This window comes from Bacillus sanguinis (genome assembly GCF_018332475.1).
Taxonomy (GTDB): domain Bacteria; phylum Bacillota; class Bacilli; order Bacillales; family Bacillaceae_G; genus Bacillus_A; species Bacillus_A sanguinis.
In genome coordinates this window covers 23,842-43,900 of the sequence record NZ_BOQB01000190.1, presented here as the reverse complement: position 1 = coordinate 43,900, position 20,059 = coordinate 23,842, and the positions used below count along the sequence as shown (strand labels likewise).

Annotated in this window: 21 protein-coding genes and 1 pseudogene; 11 read left to right on the top strand and 11 right to left on the bottom strand. The window is 34.7% G+C overall.

Features of this window, described 5'->3' with window-relative positions; translation table 11 throughout:
- The first annotated feature begins 126 nt into the window (after positions 1-126).
- Entirely contained in the window at positions 127-498 is a 372-nt protein-coding gene (locus tag KI369_RS19905) for a hypothetical protein (protein WP_000461767.1), read from the top strand.
- A 39-nt stretch (positions 499-537) separates the two neighbouring features.
- On the opposite strand, the gene KI369_RS19900 is transcribed toward KI369_RS19905, so the two are convergent.
- From KI369_RS19900 to KI369_RS19890, 3 genes are read right to left on the bottom strand one after another with little or no spacing between them, the layout of a single operon-like run.
- Entirely contained in the window at positions 538-1,377 is an 840-nt protein-coding gene (locus KI369_RS19900) for an alpha/beta fold hydrolase (RefSeq protein ID WP_212957104.1), read from the bottom strand.
- A 36-nt stretch (positions 1,378-1,413) separates the two neighbouring features.
- The gene (locus KI369_RS19895) at positions 1,414-1,743 is read right to left on the bottom strand and encodes a DUF3147 family protein (protein WP_212957103.1); all 330 of its coding nucleotides are present in this window, start codon (positions 1,741-1,743) and stop codon (positions 1,414-1,416) included.
- Positions 1,727-2,137, bottom strand: coding sequence for a MarR family winged helix-turn-helix transcriptional regulator (locus KI369_RS19890; RefSeq protein WP_212957102.1), 411 nt, complete (start codon positions 2,135-2,137; stop codon positions 1,727-1,729). Before KI369_RS19890 ends, KI369_RS19895 begins: the two co-directional genes overlap by 17 nt.
- A gap of 125 nt (positions 2,138-2,262) precedes the next feature.
- Between KI369_RS19890 and KI369_RS19885 the strand changes: the two genes are divergently transcribed.
- Entirely contained in the window at positions 2,263-3,090 is an 828-nt protein-coding gene (locus tag KI369_RS19885; protein ID WP_212957101.1) for a PP2C family serine/threonine-protein phosphatase, read from the top strand.
- A gap of 43 nt (positions 3,091-3,133) precedes the next feature.
- Here KI369_RS19885 and asnB read toward each other — a convergent pair whose 3' ends face one another.
- The gene (gene asnB / locus KI369_RS19880) at positions 3,134-4,957 is read right to left on the bottom strand and encodes an asparagine synthase (glutamine-hydrolyzing) (RefSeq protein WP_212957100.1); all 1,824 of its coding nucleotides are present in this window, start codon (positions 4,955-4,957) and stop codon (positions 3,134-3,136) included.
- A gap of 269 nt (positions 4,958-5,226) precedes the next feature.
- Here asnB and KI369_RS19875 point away from each other — a divergent pair, with 269 nt between their 5' ends.
- Together KI369_RS19875 and KI369_RS19870 are read left to right on the top strand one after the other, a co-directional pair.
- On the top strand, positions 5,227-5,793 hold the full coding sequence (locus KI369_RS19875; protein WP_212957099.1) for a sigma-70 family RNA polymerase sigma factor: 567 nt from the start codon (positions 5,227-5,229) through the stop codon (positions 5,791-5,793).
- Positions 5,790-6,896 (top strand): DUF4179 domain-containing protein, encoded by a 1,107-nt coding sequence (locus KI369_RS19870; protein WP_212957098.1) that lies wholly within the window; start codon positions 5,790-5,792, stop codon positions 6,894-6,896. The genes KI369_RS19875 and KI369_RS19870 overlap by 4 nt, the downstream gene beginning before the upstream one ends.
- A gap of 39 nt (positions 6,897-6,935) precedes the next feature.
- Here KI369_RS19870 and KI369_RS19865 read toward each other — a convergent pair whose 3' ends face one another.
- Entirely contained in the window at positions 6,936-8,009 is a 1,074-nt protein-coding gene (locus KI369_RS19865) for a WD40/YVTN/BNR-like repeat-containing protein (RefSeq protein ID WP_212957097.1), read from the bottom strand.
- Between the two features lie 212 nt (positions 8,010-8,221).
- On the opposite strand from KI369_RS19865, the gene KI369_RS19860 reads away from it, so the two are divergent.
- Positions 8,222-9,121 carry a cation diffusion facilitator family transporter gene (locus KI369_RS19860; RefSeq protein ID WP_212957096.1) on the top strand — a complete coding sequence of 300 codons (900 nt, stop codon included), beginning with the start codon at positions 8,222-8,224 and terminating at the stop codon, positions 9,119-9,121.
- Between the two features lie 193 nt (positions 9,122-9,314).
- Positions 9,315-9,485 (top strand): Fur-regulated basic protein FbpA, encoded by a 171-nt coding sequence (gene fbpA, locus KI369_RS19855; RefSeq protein WP_000098304.1) that lies wholly within the window; start codon positions 9,315-9,317, stop codon positions 9,483-9,485.
- A gap of 56 nt (positions 9,486-9,541) precedes the next feature.
- Here fbpA and KI369_RS19850 read toward each other — a convergent pair whose 3' ends face one another.
- Positions 9,542-10,213 (bottom strand): GntR family transcriptional regulator, encoded by a 672-nt coding sequence (locus KI369_RS19850; protein ID WP_212957095.1) that lies wholly within the window; start codon positions 10,211-10,213, stop codon positions 9,542-9,544.
- Positions 10,214-10,229: 16 nt separating this feature from the next.
- Complete coding sequence (locus KI369_RS19845) at positions 10,230-11,195, bottom strand: DMT family transporter (protein WP_212957094.1); 966 nt, start codon at positions 11,193-11,195, stop codon at positions 10,230-10,232.
- A gap of 252 nt (positions 11,196-11,447) precedes the next feature.
- Between KI369_RS19845 and KI369_RS19840 the strand changes: the two genes are divergently transcribed.
- The gene (locus KI369_RS19840) at positions 11,448-12,107 is read left to right on the top strand and encodes a class I SAM-dependent methyltransferase (protein WP_212957093.1); all 660 of its coding nucleotides are present in this window, start codon (positions 11,448-11,450) and stop codon (positions 12,105-12,107) included.
- A 332-nt stretch (positions 12,108-12,439) separates the two neighbouring features.
- On the top strand, positions 12,440-13,843 hold the full coding sequence (gene nhaC / locus KI369_RS19835; RefSeq protein ID WP_088095914.1) for a Na+/H+ antiporter NhaC: 1,404 nt from the start codon (positions 12,440-12,442) through the stop codon (positions 13,841-13,843).
- 40 nt (positions 13,844-13,883) lie between these two features.
- Here the strand turns inward: nhaC and KI369_RS19830 are convergent, their stop codons facing one another.
- Both KI369_RS19830 and KI369_RS19825 read right to left on the bottom strand, forming a co-directional pair.
- Positions 13,884-14,264, bottom strand: a complete 381-nt coding sequence (locus KI369_RS19830; protein WP_212957092.1) for a MerR family transcriptional regulator — start codon at positions 14,262-14,264, stop codon at positions 13,884-13,886.
- A 16-nt stretch (positions 14,265-14,280) separates the two neighbouring features.
- Positions 14,281-14,991 (bottom strand): SDR family NAD(P)-dependent oxidoreductase, encoded by a 711-nt coding sequence (locus KI369_RS19825; RefSeq protein WP_212957091.1) that lies wholly within the window; start codon positions 14,989-14,991, stop codon positions 14,281-14,283.
- Positions 14,992-15,182: 191 nt separating this feature from the next.
- Between KI369_RS19825 and fumC the strand changes: the two genes are divergently transcribed.
- Entirely contained in the window at positions 15,183-16,571 is a 1,389-nt protein-coding gene (fumC, locus tag KI369_RS19820) for a class II fumarate hydratase (protein WP_212957090.1), read from the top strand.
- Positions 16,572-16,665: 94 nt separating this feature from the next.
- On the opposite strand, the gene KI369_RS19815 is transcribed toward fumC, so the two are convergent.
- Together KI369_RS19815 and KI369_RS29915 are read right to left on the bottom strand one after the other, a co-directional pair.
- The gene (locus tag KI369_RS19815) at positions 16,666-17,088 is read right to left on the bottom strand and encodes a PH domain-containing protein (protein ID WP_212957089.1); all 423 of its coding nucleotides are present in this window, start codon (positions 17,086-17,088) and stop codon (positions 16,666-16,668) included.
- A 384-nt stretch (positions 17,089-17,472) separates the two neighbouring features.
- Positions 17,473-17,568: pseudogene (locus KI369_RS29915) on the bottom strand (MBL fold metallo-hydrolase); the annotation flags it as partial.
- A 212-nt stretch (positions 17,569-17,780) separates the two neighbouring features.
- On the opposite strand from KI369_RS29915, the gene KI369_RS19810 reads away from it, so the two are divergent.
- On the top strand, positions 17,781-18,545 hold the full coding sequence (locus KI369_RS19810) for a DUF2087 domain-containing protein (RefSeq protein ID WP_212957088.1): 765 nt from the start codon (positions 17,781-17,783) through the stop codon (positions 18,543-18,545).
- Between the two features lie 98 nt (positions 18,546-18,643).
- Positions 18,644-20,053 carry an MATE family efflux transporter gene (locus KI369_RS19805; RefSeq protein ID WP_000804150.1) on the top strand — a complete coding sequence of 470 codons (1,410 nt, stop codon included), beginning with the start codon at positions 18,644-18,646 and terminating at the stop codon, positions 20,051-20,053.
- Positions 20,054-20,059 lie beyond the last annotated feature (6 nt).

The following is a 20,059-nucleotide window of genomic DNA, read 5'->3' as shown; positions in this document are numbered from 1 at the left end:
TCTTACTGCCCGTTAATGCGAGATAAATAATTTGTAAAAGTTTATCAAAAAAAGAGGAAAGAGAGAAGTTATTGTAGAAGTATGACTTTGTAACATAAAAATTATGTGTTAAAGGAGGCTGTTTACATGTTTGAGAAAGAGAAAGAAGGGCTTATTGAAGTTCACAACGTATATGAAATTGCACCAGCAGATGGAACAATTATTGGTATGGCAACGGAAGAAGAAATGGAAATTGCTGCTGAACTAGAGCTGCAGTACTATGCCCATTCTCGTTTGCTAGAAGCAAATATTCAGTTAGACGGTTCCTCCTACAAAGAGTTACTTCAGGAGTTCCAGGAGTACGAAAGAAAATCAATGAGCTTTTGGCGAGCAATACATAAGCGTTTAGCTGTGCCATGGGCATGGGTATTACGTATTGACGTTGCGAATGGCCCTATATATGTAAGTAATGGGAATTCGTATTACGAAGAAATCGATGATGAAGAAGATTATGAATAGATAAGTAAGGAAGCAGCTTTAGTTGCTTCCTTTTTTTATTTATAGAGATTGGATTGACTCAATAATAATATCTGGTCGATCAATTTCGATTCCGTGACCAGCACGTTCGGCAAGTATATATTGGCTATGTATTGAAAGTTGTAATTGTTCATGAATCAGTTCTTGCCACATTGATTCAAGTTGTGTCGCTTCCTCTTTTGGCATGCCGCTTTCAGTCAACTGAGTAATAGAATATTGAGGGTCTCTACCAATAACGATTAATGGTATTTCTAATGTTTTATATAGCTCTTTTAGTGAAAGAGCACAGTTTTTCCATTCCGATAGTTCAGAAGCTGTCGCTTTATATAATGAAGGAGAGGTAGAAAATTCAATGTACTGTCTTGATTGATTGGCTAGTATAGGTTTTAGCTCATTAGAAAGCATGTCTACATCCATTTTGGAGTATGTATTATATTTTTGAAGCCACATATCATCCGAATCCGTTTGATCAGAAATTGGTAAATGAAGTTCATCTAATCGGTGTAAGTTCATAGAAGTAGAATCAACTAAAATAAGTGCTTGTATCTTATCTTCATGTAGCATCGCAAAATGTTGTGCACATAACCCTCCGTAGGAATGACCGATTAGAATGATTGGCTCGTGAATATCCAGTTTTTGTAGTAACGTATGAAGTTCTTTTGTTGCTTGTTTTGTAGTACGTGAATGATTCCCTAGTTCACTTTTTCCGTAGCCTGGGCGATGGTAGGAAACGACTGTAAAATGTTGTGAAAGCTTTTCTATAATAGGGAGCCAATCATAAAATGAGCAAGTCATTCCGGTTTGAATGACTACCGTTTGTTTACTACTCCCTTTTATATATACTTCTATAGTTTGCCCCAATACCTCTACAAGTTTATAAATAATAAACCCTCCTAACTAAGCTTGAAATAGTTTTTGACAAGCAAAAATAATGCACCAAATTCCTATACCGAATAGGACAGATGTACTAAGTGAAAACGAATTTTTCAAACCGATATAGACGATAAATAATAGTAGTGCGGATGCAGGAAATCCATATAATACGCCTATAGCAAATTGACTTAATTCTTGTTTGTTCCCACCTTCGAAAGAAATCCAAAATAGGCTCAGTAAACTAACGAGAGGAAGAGCAGCAATAAAGCCGCCTATCGTACTATAATGTTTAGCGACTTCAGTAATAACGCCGATAATAAGTGCTGAAACGAGTACTTTAACGAGGAAATGCATATTTTGCCTCCTTCGCTAATAACGAAAAGGCTTTTTCGATTAATTGTTGTTCTTCTTTTGATAACTGAGATTCTAATATTTTTATCTTTTCTTTATCTAGTAAAGTATGCTTTTCTAATCCTTCAATGCCTTCTTTCGTTAATGTAAGGTTCACAACCCTTTCATCTTGTTTGTTTCTTTCTTTCATAATAAATCCTTTTTGAATAAGACGCTTTACGTGTTCAGACGCTGTGTTATGAGAGAGAGTAAGCTCAGTAGCGACTGTTCCAATTGTTATATCTTTCTCACGAGAGACGAGTTGTAAAATACGAATGGCTTGGTGAGAAATGTTGTCTTCATACTCATATCGTAAGTGATAATAAATGCTCTCCCAATGTTGATTGATGTCTTTCATAATGATGAATCCCCCTATTTTTTATATCGTATAATAAGATATATTCGTTAGATTAGAAATAAAATCCTTTTATTTGGATAAAAAATGTTGGAAAAGTTTATTTTTATTGAAATATAAGGTAATCTATGTGTAAAGGTATACATTTAGCAAGAGAGAGGATGATAGCTGTGAATACATTCAAATGGATGAGTCATGAACAGATGTATGTAGATGAAATACATGTTGAAAAATGTGGTCCTCTTTCAGTCGGCGTATATGGTGGAAATCAAGAAAGTGATGCATATGAAAGAGGAGATGCGGTGCTTGCTTGGTGGGATCCTGAATTACAATTTGAATTTGTTATGATTTTTGATACACACCACAAAACAAAAAATATTGATTATATAATAGAAGCAATTTCAGAAAGAAAAGAAAAACTAAAAGAGTTATTTTCCTACCCGATACATTTAGCTTTTCATCATACACATATGTACTTATTAGCATTATTTACAGATGAGTTGTTTATTGAAAAATGTGATCAAGATGATGAGGAACTTGCATGTTTAATTTGTTTGCGAAAAGGCGAATTTTTATACTGGCTATCAGTTGGTGATTGCTTCGCATATTTATTCCATTCTGAGAAAACGAAGAATGGTAAAGGGCGATTAAATAAACGGAAGAATTACGAATATATTGGTAGGAAAAATATTTTCGCAGCAAATACACCTTGCTTTACGTCAGGTGTAAGAGGATTAGAAAAAGGAATGAATCACATCGTAATGGCAACGGACGGTATTTTAGAATGTGATAAACGAAAGTTTGATGATGATCAATCTTTAGTAGAAATATTGCACGACGGAAATAGCTTGCAGATTGAGCCAGTATTAACAAATGTACTACAGTGGAAAGGTAGAGATTGTGCCACAATTATTGGATGGTCCATTGATACTGAAAATAAACGATGCGCTAATTGATATGAAAGGAGTTCAAGGTTTTTTATCCTTGAACTCCTTTTTGTTAAGCAATATGGATGTGATATGTTTTTAACCATTCATTTACTTGAAGCATGTATTCCATAGCACTTCTTGCTTCAAAATTATTAATTTCTTTATTGCTTCCATCGGCAATCGAAAGTAATGTGGAATGATTAATAAGTGAGAAAATAGGATTGTTTTTATTACTGCACATGTCGAGTGACAAATGACGGATTGTTTGTAAATAATGTGGGTCTTGTGAAGTTGGGTAAGCACTTTTTCTTCTATTGCGTACATCGTCAGGCAAAGCAGGCTTCAGTGCTCTACGTAAAATGCCTTTTTCAATATTATCAATGCTTTTTATGTTGAAAGGAACGTTCCATAAATATTCCACTAATCGATAATCGCAAAACGGTACGCGAACTTCAAATCCTACAGCCATACTCATACGGTCTTTACGGTCAAGTAAGAACGGGAGAAATCTCGTTAAAAATAAATAAAACATTTGACGTTGTTTCGCGGATTTTTTACTCTCGCCTTTAAGAATAGGTACTTCAAGTATCGCTTCTTGGAATCGTGTATCAATATAGTTTTCTAAGTTACATTGGTTATTCACTTCATTTAGTAGAAGAGGGGATGTATTTTTCCAATTTGTTAGCCACGGAAACTTATCTACATATAGTAATTCTTCTTGGTGAAACCAAGGATACCCGCCGAATACTTCATCAGCAGATTCTCCAGATAAAGCTACAGTTGCATCTTTTTTCATTTCGCAAAATAGTAAATATAGTGAAGTTTCCATTTCACCGGCACTCGGTAAATCTTTTGCACGAAGGGGAACGAATAAGTGATTTGCTAATTCTTCAGCATTCACAATAATGTCATGATGCGATGTCCCTACATGTTCAGAAACACGTTTTACCCACGGAGCGTCTAAACCAGTGCGAGCAAATGTCAGCTCGAAATCTTTTGCGCTATTTACAAAGTCAACGGAATACGTATGAAGTGTTTTATTTTCAGCAGCAAATTCTTTCCCAGCTAGTGCAGTAATACCGCTTGAATCTAATCCTCCTGATAACATACAGACGAGAGGAACATCGGCAATTAATTGTCTTTTTACTGTATCTTGTAAAATAGATAAAATATGCGAGGATGTATCTTCGATTGAGTCTGTATGAATCTTACTTTCTAAGTTCCAATACTTCGTAACTACTTTTTTATCACGTGTAAACGTTATAGAATGTCCAGCACGCACTTCTTGAATATGTTTAAAGACGCCGCATCCTGGAGTTCGAAATAAGCCCAATCCAAATATTTCGTTTAGGCCGTCCGCATCAATTTCAGCAGGGACAGATGGATGAGCTAATAATGCTTTTATTTCAGATCCGAAAATAATGCTGTCATTTCTTTCTGTATAAAAGAGTGGTTTTACGCCTAAATGATCACGTGCTAAAAACAATTGTTGCTTCTGATCATCCCATAAGGCGAAAGCGAAAATTCCGTTTAAATGTTGTACGCAATCTTCTTTCCATTCTAAATAAGCATGTAGTAACACTTCTGTATCTGAATGCGTTTCAAATGCATGACCACATTTCCTTAGTTGTTCTCTCAGTTCACGGAAATTATAAATTTCTCCATTATAAGTAAGAGCATACGTATAATCACCAGCACGAAATGTCTTCGGCTGCGTCCCGCCTTCTGGATCAATAACAATTAAACGTCGGTGTGCAAAGGCCGCACGAGGTGAAAACCAAAATCCTTCAGCATCAGGACCACGGTGCCCAATACTATTTGCCATCTTTTCTAAAATAACATGTTGATTTGAAAGGTTTTCTTTCCAGTCTACCCAACCTGTAATTCCACACATACACATCTCATCTCCTAATTTAAAATGTTGAAAAGTAGATTAATGAAATAAAATATACATCAGGTTAAAGAGTAACTATATAAATAGTGTACTACATGAATTGAAGGGCAGACTTGAGAAAATTTTCTTGTAATACTTAGTTATGTGAGACAATGTCTAAGGGGAATTATTCCATAACATACAAAAAATAAAAAAGATGAGAGAAAATTTTTTGTAAGACGTTATATAGGGTGTAAAAGCTTTTACAAAAAAATAAGGGGAATCGCTACATGAAATCAAATGAGAAAAATTTTATAAAAAGATTACAACGGCAAAAAGAAGATGCGCTAGAATTTGTTGTCGATACATACTTACCACTCATAAAGGGGATAACACATAAAGTTCTTCTTCCAATTCAAAATGATGGATTGATAGAGGAATGTGTAAACGATATATTTCTTTCCATTTGGAATAACGCAAATAAATTTCATGGAGAGCCGAATGATTTTAAAAAGTGGATTGCAGCAATCGCGAAATTTAAGGCAATTGATTATTACCGAAAAGCGACTAAAAAAGTAGAAATTATTTCAGATGAGTTTCATATCAGTACGGAAAAATCAGCTGAAGATGAATTAATCGTTATGGAAGATAGAGAAGAATTATTGAAGCTTATTAATCAATTAGAACCGTTAGATCAAAAAGTGTTCATTATGAAATATCTACTCGGTATGAAAACAGAGGAAATAGGTGACAAGTTAGGATTAACCCGAGCAGCCATAGATAACCGGGTGTACCGGGGAAAAAAGAAACTACAACAAAATGCTACGAATATTAATTTTGGAGGTAGTGCAATATGAAAGACATTTATGAATTATTAAATGATATTGATATAGATGAAAAAGAACTTAAGGAAATTGAGACTTCTGAAATTGAAAAAGAAAAAGTAAAGCGTAATGTAAAACAATCGATACGTACGAAGAAAAAGATGAGAAGTTGGAAAAAAGGCGTCGCTGCTGCATCTATTTTAGTCGGCGTATCGGTTGCCATGCTTGGCATCGGATTTCCGACATACGCTGGAGGATTACCAATAGTAGGGGACATATTCCGATTTTTAGATAATGGTAGAACAGGGTTATATGAAAATTATAAAGAGTTTTCGACTGAGTTGAATATGACGAGAGAGAGTAATGGGGTTAAGGTTACAATTAATGATGCTGTGTTCGATGGTAGAACTATTACAATCACATATTCTATTGAGAGCGAAAAAGATTTAGGAGAGAAACCGTTCCCATTTGGAAGTCCGCAAGTTATGGGCTTTGATGGCGGAGGAGGTAGTTCGAACGTTACAAAAGTTGGAGAGGGGAAATATGTAGGTATGACTACGATGAGTGGTCATGGTAGTGAAAGATTAGATGTTGCAAATGTTTGGTGGGATATAGAGGCAATTGAGTTGGATTATGAAGGTAATGTAATAAAGGGGAACTGGAATTTCGCGCTTAGTTTAAAAGCAATGGATAGTAAGGAAGTAAAAGTTAATAAGGTTTCTGAAAATGAATTAATAAAAGTAAATATAGACAAAATGGAAGTAACCCCGATGTCATTTATCGTTTTTTTCAATCAGGAAGAATCTAAGGCATTAAGAAGTATATGGGATAGTGCGGATGTTGAGTTAGAAATAAAAGATGATTTAGGAAATCATTATGCTGGTGAAGGAAATGGCGGAAGTAGTACAGTAGCAGAGCCACATAAAAGTAGCTGGAGTGCTACATTCCAAAAGTTAAACGAAAATGCAACAAAGCTTATCGTTACACCTCGTGTACACTTGCGAGTTCATACACCTGAAAATCATGGTGGAGTGGAATTTATTAATGGAATTGAGAAGAAAATTGAAGTGCCGAATAAAGAAGCGAAAAAGAAAGATATTGTTTTAGATGATATCGTTATTGATTTAAAGAAATAAAAGAGAAACTGCCTAAAAACATTAGGCAGTCTTTTTTCGTTAAGGAGTAGTAACAAGTAAAGCATGCGGATGCTGCGTTTTATACTCATCTTTCCACGGGATGTTTAGTTGTTCCCACGATTCACCGCTATCATTGGATTGAAACACACCGTTGTTATTTAAAGTGTAAAATGTATGTGGTTCTGCTGGATTTGTCGCAAACATCGAAATGACTGTACCAATGGCAGAGGGTAGTCCTTGTTGTACTTGCTTGAAAGGAGTATCTTTCGTTTTACGATATATATAAGATTCATAAGGAATACGGTGATGAGCGAGATCAGCACTCGGTGCAGCAGAAACGAGAAGCGTATCGCAATTAGCTGGATCGATAGCCATGCTGTATAAATAATGATGTTCAAGTCCGTCACTACATGAAATCCAGCTGTTTCCACTGTTATAGCTTTCAAGATACGCGCGATCAGGTCCGCCCATAAAGCCGTCACCACATGATGCATAAAGGCGATTTGGGGCTTCAGGGTGCATAAGTAATTGATGAGCATCGATAGGAGCACCGAATTTTTTATCAATCCATGTATGGCCTTTATCGTTACTTTGAATAACAGCACCAGCTTCAATTGAAACATGGATTGTATTCGGATTCTGTGGATCCACTGTAATCCACCGTACGTGATGAGTAAAAGGTCTAGGCGGGAAAGCCCACGTATAAGAAGATAATAATGATTTCATATTTTTCAGTTCCATCCACGTTTCACCGCCATTTTCTGAGCGGAATAAAGCGCTCGGTTCTGTGCCGACATAAACGACGCCATAGCCGTTAACTTGTTCATTAGGGCTTATCGTAATGGAAGTGATCGAAGAATGTAAAATACCATCTTCTTTTGGAAAATCAAAGTAACGATAAGAATCTCCAATTGGTCTCCAGGACTCTCCGCTATCGTCACTTAACCAGAGACCTCGTCCAAATGTTCCGCAATATACACGGTTTTGTTGGAATGGATCAACGGCGATACAGGTAGGTTGCATATTTTGTAAGTGATACGTTGCTTCATAGTTACCATATTGTTCTTTCACTACAACAAGTTCACGCTCCATACAGAGAAATAACCGTTTCATTTTCGTAACCTCCTTAAAAAATCTGTCATTAGTAAACAATATGAAAATAAAAAAGAAGTAGTCTTGTTTTTATTTGAGAAAAAGGGATTGTTTAAAAAGTAGCGAAGTGTGTATATAGAGGAAGTGGGCGTTTAACGGCAGCTAATATGGGATAAAGAGGGGGAGTTTGTTTCATACTAACATACAGATATTGCACTTAAAGGAGCATTCGTATGGGACATTCACATGATCACGGTCATTCTAACAATAAAAAGGCGTTACTAATTGCTTTCGTACTAACAACAAGTTTTATGATTGCTGAAGTAATTGGCGGATTTGTAACAAACAGTTTAGCACTACTATCTGACGCGGGGCATATGTTAAGTGATGCGGTATCTTTAGCTTTAAGTTTACTTGCGTTTAAGCTTGGAGAAAAAACAGCAACAGCTGCGAAAACATACGGGTATAAGCGAGTCGAAATGTTAGCGGCATTATGTAACGGTGTCGTTCTTATTGTCATTTCAGTATACATTTTTATTGAAGCGATTCGCCGTTTTAAAGAACCAGTTGAGATTGCTAGTAATGGGATGCTCATTATTGCTGTACTTGGTCTGCTTATTAATATTTTATCAGCTTGGATATTAATGAGAGGCGGAGATGTGAAAGGTAATTTGAATTTAAGGAGTGCTTTCCTACACGTATTAGGCGATTTATTAGGATCAGTCGGAGCGATTATTGCAGCGCTATGTATTAAATTTTTCGGATGGACTGCTGCAGATGCGATTGCTAGTATTCTTGTGTCTATTTTAGTCATTGTTAGTGGATGGCGTGTAACACGTGATACAGTCCATATATTAATGGAAGGTGCACCACAGCACATAAATGTTGAAGAGGTAAAAAATACATTATTAAATATTACGATTGTAAAAGAAGTTCATGATTTGCACATATGGTCTGTCACATCTGATTTTCAAGTATTAACTTGCCATCTGATTATTAAAGGTAATGAAACGCAAAGTGTATTAAAAGAGGCTACGGATGTATTGAAGGAGAAGTTTCATGTAGAACATGTCACCATTCAAGTAGAAATAGATGGTGAATTTAATCATAGTGAGACAACTTGCAAAGTATGAAAGAAAAAGGATAAGAAAAAGTGTCATAACATTTTTCGCGGGGCATACATATATATAATGTGGCCACAAATACTTTGTAAGGTAAATATTTCATGAAATTACTTTACTTATAAAGAGTCATCTTTTATAATCAGAAGTGGTAATTGATAAAGATTATCATTTTCAATGATCGTAGAAAGGAGTTTTTTAAAAGATGAGTAGTCAACTCCGTTTTGCTGTTGAAAATCGTAAGAGGCATTTAATTGATGAGTTAATTGGAGCAGGTGTGTTTAAGATTCGCGACCGACAATTATACGAGCTGTCTTTAGAGGAATTGGAAAAAGAGTACGAAGATATGGAAGAATATGCAGATATTCAGGCATAACTATATAGATTAGTAAAAGGTGAGCTGGTTACGATTTTGTGTAACCAGCTCTATTCTTATTTCATAGAAATTATTTTCTGTATCTCTTTCATTGGACGGAGCCAGTTTTGAGACATCATTTGTTCCATTTGTTTTTCGTCCTGTTTTTGCAGTGCTTGAATGATAGAGTGATGTTCTTCAATAGATTGACTTGCTGGAACAAAGTTTTGGAAAAACAAGTATTCAAGACGTAAAACGTGAAGTTGCATATTTTCTAGAAATGGTTCAATATATTGGTTTTTGGCAATAGAAGAAATTGTATTGTGAAATTGTATATCTAGTTGTAACGCTTGTTTTGCGTTTTTCTTCTCTATAGAGCGCTGAAAATCATCATTTATTTCAGAAAGTAGTTTTAAATCAGCGTCTGTAATGTTTTGAAGTGCTTGCTTTCCTATAATAGAGTGAAGACCAGCCATCGTTTCATAAATGATCGGAATGTCGTCTAACTTAATAGGAGCAATTTTTGTTTTTTGCCCAGGTACCATTTCCACTAATCCAGAAAGCTCTAATATTTGAAGTGCTTCTCTTACAGGTGTTCTGCTTACTCCTAGTGCTTCAGCCAATTCCCCATCATTAATCTTTTCATCAGGTTGCAGTATACCTTCAATAATCCAATCTTGTAGTTGATTTAAAACGAGTGATTTTGCCGAAACTCTTCCTTGTTTTTTATAATTTTGAGGGACAGGCATAGTGAATTCAATCCTTTCATTGTATATTTTCCTTCTTCTCATGAACAAGATTTAATTTTGGTTTCCCTTCATCCGGTTTCTGACTTAAGATGAGCACCATTACAATGACACAAAAAGCGCCTAATAACTGAAGAGGTTGAAACGGTACGTGCAATATAAGTACAGAAGAAATAATAGCTGCGAGTGGTTCTGTACAACCAAATAATGTTGTTTCTTTCGGAGTAAGGTATCGTATGCTGTCTAAGTATAAATAAAATGCTATAAGTGTCCCGAAAATGACGACAAATGTGATGAGCGGTAGGGTACTTAGTTTTACATATTTCATAGTTGATAATAAAATGAATTCTTTCGTAGAAATAAATTGTACAATCGTTACACCAATACCCCCAATAATCATGCCCCATCCAACGATAACAGAGGAAGACCATCTTTCTAGTAATCCCTTTGAATATAAACTATAAAAAGCAAGAGATAATCCAGATAAAATACCCCAAATAATAGCTGGTGTAGAAACAGCTAAGTTATGAACGGACCCGTTTGTTAGTAAGAGAAAAGTGCCTATTAATGAAAGGGCAATTGAAATAAAATCAATTTTTGATGGCCGGACGTTCCATTTGAAAAGTAAGTATACAGTAATAAATATAGGAGCTAAATATTGCAATAATGTTGCGACGGCAGCATTTCCTTCTTTTATAGAAGCGAAGTACGTGTACTGTACAGCAAGCATACCGAATAGGCCAAACAAAATCATTTTAATAGCATCAGATTTTTGTTTCCATATGCCGAATATTTCTTTTTTTCTCGTTCCGAACGATGAAATAATGAGCAAGATAACGCCTGATATAAGCAATCGGATTGTAACTAACCATTCAGTAGAAACATGTTCATATTGAAAAAGTTGTTGTGCAGCTGTTCCGGACAATCCCCATAAACAAGCACCAATTACAACCATAATGATTCCTTTTAAACGATTTGGATCCATAATGTATATAGTCCTCCTTTCAAAAAAATATTGGATGCAATATGCAATATATCACGAAATGAATAAAAAATAAACTGAAATTTCTGTGTTGTAAGGTGGGGATTTTAGTAGTACCAGTTATGTTTACGATACAAGTGAGTATGTGAAATAAAGCGAGATGAAATTATAAAATTAAATCATAATCAAGGGGATAAAAAAATAAAGATAAGAGTAATTTGTTTTGTTAAAAATATGTGTAGAAGGAGAAATGTGATGAGCTGGGTTACTCATAAACCAACATTTGAATTTGATCAATATAGTCCATATATTCGTATGAATTCGGCGTGGATAGGACACTTAAACTTTGCTTATGATTTAGTAAGATTTGAAAAGCCAGAAATATTAGTTGAGTTAGGGACACATCTAGGAGCTTCTTTTTTCAGTTTTTGCCAAGGGGTAAAAGATGAGGGATTAGCTACAAAATGTTTTGCTGTAGATACTTGGACAGGAGACGGGCATACAGGTCCATATGGAGAAGGTGTTTTCCAAATTGTAGATAAAGTGGTGAAAATGAGTTATCCAAATATAGGTAATTTGATTCGATCTACCTTTGATGAGGCCGTTGATCAATTTCAAGATGGGACGATAAATTTGTTGCATATTGATGGCTATCATACGTATGAAGCAGTTTCTCATGATTATAAAACATGGTTACCGAAACTTGCGAATAACGGTATCGTGCTATTTCACGATATTGAAGTGAAAGATCGAAACTTCGGTGTGTATAAATTTTGGGATGAGGTCAAAGCGAAGTATCCTCATTTTCAGTTTGAGCATTCATATGGACTTGGCGTGTTATTTCCGAAAGGTTGTAGCGATAATTTTGTGGAAATCCTTAAAAATAAAGAAGAAATACAAGATATGTATAAATAAAAGTGGAGCACGCATCATTTGAATGATGTGTGCTTTTTTATGTGGGGAATAATGATTGTCCTTAAAACGGTGAGCATAATAGTAAAAAGTTTTATGGTAGCAAATATTAAAAAAAGTTACTCTTTGATTGTTATATATAAAAAATGTAACATTTTTTATATTTTCCATTGCGAAAAGTAGCATCTACTTTTACAATAGAAAAGGTGTCCATATATTATACTGGAAAAATAAATCGAAATAATATGAAAATTTTGTTTTGTCTTCGCTAATTGTATATTACATACACGTAAGACGACATACGTCATGTTATCGACTTGTAAGGAGAGAAAAAAATGAAAAGTGTAAGATTACCATCGATGCTAGAAATCATAGTTCTTTTATTACTATTTCTTGCTGTTGTCTTTTCCTTCCAAACGATTTTTGATCTCCCAATTCAATTAGCGCTATTTATTTCATGGTTTTTAGTAATTGCGCTTGGATTAAGATTAGGATTTCGTTATCAAGAATTGCAAGATGCAATTACGAAAGGGATTTCTAACGGATTAGAAGCAATACTCATTTTAGTTGCAGTAGGTGCTTTAATTGGAACTTGGATTGCTGGTGGCGTAGTACCAACATTAATCTATTATGGATTAGAGTTTATTCACCCTAGCATATTCCTATTAGCAACATTAATTATTTGTTCGATAACTTCTATTGCGACAGGAACATCATGGGGAACAGTTGGAACAGCAGGTATTGCTATGATGGCAATTGGTGAGGGACTTGGATTACCACTTCCGCTTGTTGCTGGTGCAGTTCTTTCAGGAGCTTATTTCGGCGACAAATTATCACCACTTTCTGATAGTACAGTTCTTGCAGCTTCTATGGCGAAAGTAGATGTTATTGCTCACGTTCGAGCTATGCTCGTATTAGATGTTCCGGCTTACATTATTACTAGCATTATGTTTACTGTAGCTGGTTGGATGTATGGCGGCGATAATGTAGATTTAAACCGAGTAGAGTTTTTAAAAGAAGCTTTATTAAAGGAATTTGATATTAAAATATGGATGCTTGTTCCGGCGGTCATTGTTATCGCATTATTAGCGATGAAGAAACCGTCTATGCCAACAATTGCAATGGGTGCTTTAATTGGTGCAATTTGGGCAACTCTCTTCCAAGGAATGAACTTTGGAGAGGCGATTGGAACAGCATATAACGGATTCTCAATTCAATCTGGTGTTGAGTTTGTTGACAAGTTATTAAACCGTGGTGGAATTAACGGTATGCTTGGCTCAGTGGCCGTTATTATTTTCGGTTTAGGCTTTGGTGGATTGCTTGAAAAACTAGGCGTTTTAAAAGTAATCGTATCAAAATTTGAGAAGAAATTAAATTCTGCGGGTAATGTAACATTGTCTACATTAATCGTGGCATTCTTAGCAAATATATTTGGTTGTGCGATGTACGTATCACTAATTTTAACACCGAAAATTATGGAAGATAGCTATGATAAATTAAAAATAGACCGCCGTGTATTAGCGCGTAACTCAGAAGTAGGTGGAACGTTAACTTCAGGTATGGTTCCATGGTCTGATAATGGTATTTTTATGGCTGGTATTTTAGGTGTAGCAACGTTCTCATACGTTCCGTTTATGTGGTTAAGCTTTGTTTCATTAATCTTAGCAGTTATTTACGGATATACAGGCAAATTCATTTGGTATGTAGATGATGCAGATAAAGGAAAGCAAGCATCATAAAATAAAAATCACCCTCTACAATATGTAGAAGGTGATTTTTTTATTTTGTAATAGCATTTGCGGAAGTTATTTCGTTCTCATATTTTACAATTTTTTGTTGTATCTTTTTTAAGTTTTTTTCAGTGTCTTGAATGAGCTGTAAGACACTGGTCTGCTGTTGTTTCATTAATTCCAACCGTTGAAGAATAGTAGATTCTCCCTCCATAGACCAGTCGATAAATTGTTTTATTTTTTGAATTGGCATACCGGTGTTTTTTAAACATAAAATCATTTCTAAATATTTTAGTGCTTCTTCGTCAAAAACTCGATCTCCTTTTTCATTTCTTTGAAGAAAAGGGAACAGTCCTTGTTTATCGTAATAACGTATTTGAGAAATAGTTAAGTGTTGCATTTTTGCTACTTGACCGATCGTATAATACATAGAATTCATCCTTTTACTACCAAGTTATAATGCCATCTTTATTTAGTATTTTACCATTATAATTTGTTTCACTTAATGCATATTTAATAATAATTTTAGCACTTTCATTGGTCGTATGGCCACCTGGGGAATTACCATTAAGGTCAGTAGTTGTAAAACCGGGAGTTACTCCAAAAATTTCTGGACCGTTATTACTAAATTCTTTACTAAAAGCTAATGTTAAAGCATTAATAGCTGTTTTTGAAGAATTATACCCTACTGCATTAATTGGATGTGTTTCGCCATTAGCAAACATTGTTAAGGAAGCCATGTCAGTTGTTACATTGATAATTTTACTGTTGCTTGATTTCTTTAATAATGGTAAAAAGGCTTGCACCATTTGGAATGTTCCAAAAAAGTTAACCTCAAATCCTTGACGTAAAGTTTCAATATTTAATTCACTAGGTAGCGTATTGAAGTCTAGTGCTACGCCTGCATTATTGATTAATAAATCTAAGTGGTCAGTCGTTTCATGAATTTTCTTGATTGCTTCTTGAATAGATTGTGAACTTGAAATATCTACTTGAATATAGGAAACGTTTGAAACATGTAAAGATTCTACAGCTTGTTGTCCAAGTTGTTTATTACGAGCACCTAAAAATACGTGATAATCTTTTTCTGCTAATTGACGAGCAAGTTCATATCCAATTCCTTTATTTGCACCTGTTATGAAAGCATATTTTTTCATATTGAATTCCTCCAGTAGTGTTATAGTAGGTTACAAAGGAAAGGATACAGCCTAAACTTAAGTTTAGGTCAAGAGGAATTTTCAAAAATAAATACAGAATATCTATATATAGGGGTGAGAATTCTTATCATTTAAGAGGAAGTCTGTTATTATAAGAGATGTAGGTATTTTATTTTCAAGGGGATGAAAAAATGGAGTACAGAATTGAAAGAGATACAATAGGAGAAATAAAAGTTCCAGCTGATAAATTATGGGCAGCACAAACGCAACGTAGTAAAGAAAACTTCCCGATTGGAACAGAGCAAATGCCGCTTGAAATTGTAAAAGCATTTGCAATTTTAAAGAAGAGTGCGGCGCTTACTAATCAAAAATTAGGAAAGCTATCAGAAGAAAAAGCAGAAGCAATTGTGGCAGCAGCTGATGAAGTAATTGCAGGGAAATGGAATGAACATTTTCCCCTTGTCGTATGGCAAACGGGTAGTGGTACACAGTCAAACATGAATGTGAATGAAGTAATTGCAAACCGAGGGAATCAAATTTTGAAAGAGAAGGGGTCTGATGTACATATTCATCCGAATGATGATGTGAACATGTCTCAAAGTTCAAATGATACATTTCCAACAGCGCTTCATGTAGCATGTGTAATCGCAGTAGAAAATCACGTATTACCAGCTATTACGAAATTAAAAGAAACATTAGCAGAAAAAGTAACTGCATTTGAACATATTATAAAAATTGGTCGTACACATTTACAAGATGCAACGCCGTTAACATTAGGACAAGAAATTAGTGGATGGCACCGTATGCTTGAAAAAACAGAGCGTATGATTGCAGAGAGCAATACATATATGAAAGAGCTTGCGATTGGTGGTACTGCAGTTGGAACAGGTATTAATGCTCACCCTAAATTTGGTGAGATGGTATCAGAGGAAATTAGCCAATTTACAGGTAAGCAATTTATTTCTGCACCAAATAAGTTTCACGCATTAACGAGCCATGATGAAGCTGTATATACGCATGGTGCATTAAAGGCATTAGCAGCTGATTTAATGAAGATTGCTAACGATGTGCGCTGGCTGGCAAGTGGTCCACGTAGTGGTCTAGGAGAAATTATTATTCCAGCAAATGAGCCAGGAAGCTCTATTATGCCAGGTAAAGTAAATCCAACGCAAAGTGAAGCTTTAACGATGGTTGTAGCGCAAGTAATGGGAAATGACGCAACTATCGGATTTGCTGCGAGCCAAGGTAATTTTGAGTTAAACGTATTTAAACCTGTTATTGCATATAACTTCCTACAATCTGCTCACTTATTAGCAGATGCAATTGTTTCGTTTAATGATAATTGTGCAGTTGGTATTGAAGCAGATGAAGAAGTGATTAAAGAGAATGTGAATCGTTCATTAATGCTTGTTACAGCATTAAACCCCCATATCGGATATGAAAATGCAGCGAAAATTGCGAAGCATGCTCATAAAGATGGTTTAACTTTAAAAGAAGCAGCATTGCAATCTGGACTACTAACAGAAGAACAATTTGATGAAATTGTAGATCCGAAAAAAATGATTGCTCCGAAAGAATAATAAAAAAGCCAAGATTCTTCTTTGTTTAGAATCTTGGCTTTTTTATATTTGTTTTTATGTATATCATTTGTATTACAGCAATTGCCACAATATATTATTTGTTAGCAGGCATATTCAATACTTTCATATGCGGACAGTTTTCTTTTAAGACTGAAATGAACTTTTCTTCTTCTTGGGGTATAAAAACAGTTACTGAGTCAAATAAATTGTAATGGATTTCTAATTGCTGTCTAGTCCATCTTTTTGAATGAAGTTTTTTACCAGAGTATTTAATGTGGCGAATGTCTTCAAATGGAATTTCAGTATGAAATATGAAACCGTGTTTTACAATAAGAGATGATGCAGTAATATTGTAGTGAGAAAAATAGAAGGAAGAAAGATTTACGACATTTAACAGCATCATGAGAGTGAAAAAAATAGAATTTTCATTTTTGAAGAATAGCGAAATGAAAAAAATTATGATAAATAATGAAATAATAATGACGTGAAATGGATTCTTTTTCGCTTTAAATTTCAAGTTAGTCACCCCAGTATACGTGTTCTTTAACTAAATTAAATCATAACATCGTGATAAAACGTGTAAATATGCAAAATTGCATATTTCTTCGACTTATTATTCATGTAAAATTTTTGATGGGATAAATTTAGATGAAGTTTTGTAATAGTGGAGTGGCATGAAGTGACTTACAAGAATAGAAAGTTAGCGTTAGTCATAATTAGTTGTACAATGATTATGGGGAGTTGTGCTAATACATTTGTTGAAGATCGAAATCGAAAACATATATTCGTACAGGCAAGTAAAGTGTTGGTAGAGGTTATACATAGAATATTATAGAAGATAAAAGGTGTTTTCTTATACGGAAACACCTTTTTTGTAGTTAAAATTGAAGGCTGAAGTTTTGGAATGTACTTTCTCCCAATATGCATATTCACTAATTGTATATGTATTTCGGGTGATTTGTTTAACAGAAAACCAGGAGTCTTGAAGAATAGTCATTTTCTATTTCACATCCAATTGAATGAATTCATATAAATACATTCGCTTTTCGCTGTGTAAAACCCTTTTGATAGACGTTTTTATAAAAGTTTATAAAATAGGTAAACGAAACATTGAAATGTTTATTTTGGTTATGTTAAGATGATGAAGTAATAGTAAACGGTATTAGAATTCGTCTGTTTTTAGATAAACATTTTGAAGGAGTGTTTAGTATGAGTGATATTTCAGAGAAGTTTTGGGATGCATCGGTAGAGGAATTGAAGAAAGGGTATGTGTTTGAAGCGGAAGCAGAGGAGTATATTTGTTTAGCCTGTGGAGAAGCGTTTATTAAGGGCGTAATTTATCAAGATAATCAAGTTCTGTATGAAGCAGAGAAGTTTGTACAATTGCATGTGCAAAATGAACATACGTCTATGTTTGATTATTTATTAAATCTTGATAAGAAGTACACTGGTTTAACTGATTTGCAAAAGAAGATGGTTCAATTTTTCCATCTGGGGCTGAATGATAAAGAGATTGTAAAAGAGATGGATGGCGGAAGTACATCAACCATTCGTAATCATCGATTTACACTTCGAGAGAAAATGAAGCAAGCGAAAGTGTTTTTAGCGTTAATGGAACTGTCTGAAGAAAAATCAAAAGTACAAACGAAATTTGTACCGATTCATAGAACCGCAACGATGGTAGATGATCGCTACAATATTACGGAAGAAGAAAATGATGAAGTATTAAAAGCACATTTTACAGAAGGATTAGATGGACCGCTTTCTAAATTTCCGAAAAAGCAAAAGCGTAAATTAATTATATTACGCCATTTAGTGACGAAGTTTGATAGTAATAAAAAGTACACTGAAAAAGAAGTAAATACTGTCATAGAAAGCATTTATCCGGATTTTGTAACTTTAAGAAGATATTTAATCGAATATGGATTTTTAGATAGAACAGCAGATGGAAGCCAATATTGGGTGAAGTTATAATTATACCGAAAAGAAAATGAATAGAAGCACATCATTATAACAACTCTACAAAGAGATAGAAGTTGAAAACAGATTTTTAACAAAAGGAGAAATGAAATTTGAAACCACCTACAGATAATAATAAAGAAGGTGCGGAGTCACATAAGCTAGAGAGTGAGAGTAAACCAATTTGGAAATCGATGTCCATGTTTTTAGTACCGTTACTATTAAGTAATGTACTACAATCAATTGGACAATTATTTGGTATGGTAGTAGTAGGAAGATGGCTTGGAGTGAATGATTTAGCGGCCATCTCAGCATTCTTCCCACTATTTTTCTTACTCGTTTCATTTGTAATTGGTATTGGTTCAGGTAGTTCGATTTTAATTGGTCAGGCGTTTGGTGCTAAGAATGAAGATCGTTTAAAAGCGATCGTTGGTACGACACTGACATTTACTTTTATTATTGGAGTTGTATTGGCGATAATAGGTAGTATTTTTGCGATGGATATTATGCGCCTTATGGGAACGCCAGAAAATATTATTGATATAAGCGTTCATTATGCGCGTATTTTATTTATATCGATGCCAGTCTTATTTTTATATTTTGCATACACAACGTTTATGAGAGGTACAGGAGATTCTAAAACACCATTTTACTTTTTAATTGTAAGTACAGCGCTAAATATGATCTTACTACCGATTCTTATTTTTGGATGGTTAGGAGCTCCGAAATTAGATGTGTATGGAGCAGCCTATGCTTCTGTTATATCTACAGTGATTACGTTTATTGTCATGTTAGTGTATTTAAAGAAGAAAAATCACCCGCTACAATTAGATAGTACGGTAAGGAAATATCTCCGAATGGACGGGGAGTTATTAAAGCTATTGCTACGACTCGGTATTCCAGCAAGTATTAATATGATATTAGTCTCACTATCTGAAATTGCGGTAATCGCGTTTGTAAATCGTTACGGTTCGGATGCAACAGCAGCATATGGCGTCGTGAATCAGGTTGCAAGTTATGTACAAATGCCAGCCGTTAGCCTTGGTATTACAGTCTCTATTTTTGCAGCGCAATCAATTGGTGCAAATCAATTTGATCGATTGCAGAAAGTTGTGAAGGCAGGAATTATTATGAACTACGTCATCGGTGGTGTGCTAATATCTCTTATTTACTTATTCTCAAGAGACATTCTATCACTATTTTTAACGAGTCAAACAACAATTGAAATTGCTCATAGCCTCGTTATGATTACGTTATGGAGTTATTTAATTTTCGGTCATGCACAAATTATTAGTGCGACAATGCGAGCGAGTGGTACAGTATTATGGCCAACTGTTATTGGAGTCGTATCAATTTGGCTTGTTGAAGTACCTGTAGCGTATTACCTTTCTTACCATACAAGTCTTGGCATAGAAGGGATATGGATTGGGTACCCAGCAGCATTTATTGTCAGCTTAATTTTACAGTATGCATATTATAAGCTTTCATGGCAGAAGAAACGAATTACACGATTAGTAAGTTAACTCATG